This window comes from Saccharomonospora iraqiensis subsp. paurometabolica YIM 90007 (genome assembly GCF_000231035.2).
In the GTDB taxonomy this organism is placed as follows: domain Bacteria; phylum Actinomycetota; class Actinomycetes; order Mycobacteriales; family Pseudonocardiaceae; genus Saccharomonospora; species Saccharomonospora paurometabolica.
On sequence record NZ_KI912264.1, the window covers coordinates 71,993 to 73,794 of the forward strand.

Sequence of the window (1,802 nt, forward strand, 5' to 3'; positions counted from 1 at the left end):
GCGCGGCCTGAGCCCGCCGCACCGCCGCGGCCCCGCGCCCGGGCACCGCAGGACGTGCGCGGGCCTCAGCCGCTGAACAGACCGCGTCGCCGGGAGAGCCTGCGGTAGAGGATCTGCTGGATGTCCTCCCGGATCCGGTCGGTCAGGTCCAGCACCAGCATCTGGTCGTCGGCGGCCGCGGGGTCGTGGTCGGCCGTGGACAGCGGCTCGCCGAACTCGATGTGCCACTTCGTCGGCAGCGGGACGGTCCCCAGCGGCCCGAGCAGCGGGAAGAACGGCGTCACCGGGAAGTACGGCAGTCCGAGCAGCCGGGCCAACGGCCGGATGTCGGCGATCTTCGGGTAGATCTCCTCGGCGCCCACGATCGCGCACGGGACGATCGGCACCCCGGTGCGCAACGCCGCCGAGACGAACCCGCCCCGGCCGAACCGCTGCAGCCGGTAGCGCGCCGAGAACGGCTTGCCGACGCCCTTGTACCCCTCCGGCCACACCCCGACGAGTTCGCCCGCGCGCAGCAGCCGTTCCGCGTCCGGGTGGCAGGCCAGGGTGTTGCCGGACCGGCGCGCGAACGACGCGAGCACCGGGGTGCGGAACACCAGTTCCGCGCCGAGCATCCGCAGGTGCCGGTGCGCGGGGTGCTCGTCGTGCACGGCGACGGCGGTCATCAGCGCGTCCAGCGGCAGCACCCCGGAGTGGTTGGCCACCAGCAGGGCCCCGCCCTCGGCGGGCAGGTTGCCCACGCCGTGGGCGCTGACCCGGAACCACCGGTCGTAGAGCGGGCGCAGTGCGGGCAGCAGCACGGTCTCGGTCAGTTCGACGTCGAACCCGAACTCGTCCACCGGGTAGTCGCCGACCGCGCGGCTTTTGAGGAAGCGCAGCGCCCGGTCCAGCGCGTCCCCGTCGTCGTCCCGCACCGTCAGAGCACCGTCCTCCGTCGCTCCGCCGCGTCCAGCATCCGCACGAACGCGTCGCTGCCCGGCACCGGCGGGTGGTCGCGCAGGTGGTCGTCGAGCGCCTCCCGGGTGGTCCACCGGGGCGTGTAGCCGAACTCCCGGCGCAGCCGGGTGGTGTCCAGCACCCGGCCGAAGCTCAGCAGGCGCGCGTTCTCCGCGGAGAGATCGACCGTCCGGGCACCGCGCAGCACCGCACCGAACGACGGCAACGCCGTCCTCGGCACGGGGAGTGCCACCCGGCCTGCCCGGCGCACCGCCTGCGAGACGGTGAGCACGCCGTCCCCGCCGACGTTGACCACCCCCGGCCGGTCGGTCCGGGCGGCGCGTTCCAGCACGGCCACCGCGTCCTCGGCGTGCAGCAGCTGCAGGCGCGCGTCGAACCCGAACGCGGTCGGCACCACCGGCAGGCCGAGGTACCGGGCGAACACGGTGTCGAACCCGCCGCCGACGATGTCGGCGAGCCGGGCCGTGGTCACGGTGACGTCCGGACGGCGGCGGGCGAACCCGCGCACGTAGCCCTCGACCTCGACCGCGTCCTTCGCGTAGCCCCGGGCGTCGTCCGGGATCAGTTCGGAGTCCTCGGTGAACACGGCCTGCGACCGGGGGCTCGCCCCGTACACCGCGGCCGTGGAGGCGACCACGAGCCTGCGCACGTGCGGCGACCGCTGGCACGCCGCCAACAGCCGCATGGTGCCGATGACGTTGACTTCCTTGCGGGCCGCCCGCCTGCCCGGCGCCGCGGGCCGGCACGCCGCACCCACGTGCACGACCGTGTCGACCTTCGCCGAGGTGACGACCTTCGCCACGAGGGGGTTGCGGATGTCGAGGCGGACGAACTCCGCGCGGTCG

Annotated in this window: 2 protein-coding genes; both read right to left on the minus strand. The window is 74.5% G+C overall.

What is annotated here, in order from left to right; genetic code table 11:
* Positions 1 to 65: 65 nt before the first annotated feature.
* Entirely contained in the window at positions 66 to 914 is an 849-nt protein-coding gene (locus SACPADRAFT_RS0224090; protein ID WP_007027493.1) for a lysophospholipid acyltransferase family protein, read from the minus strand.
* A 2-nt stretch (positions 915 to 916) separates the two neighbouring features.
* A partial coding sequence (locus tag SACPADRAFT_RS29685; RefSeq protein WP_007027492.1) for an NAD-dependent epimerase/dehydratase family protein occupies positions 917 to 1,802 on the minus strand: 886 nt, incomplete at its 5' end.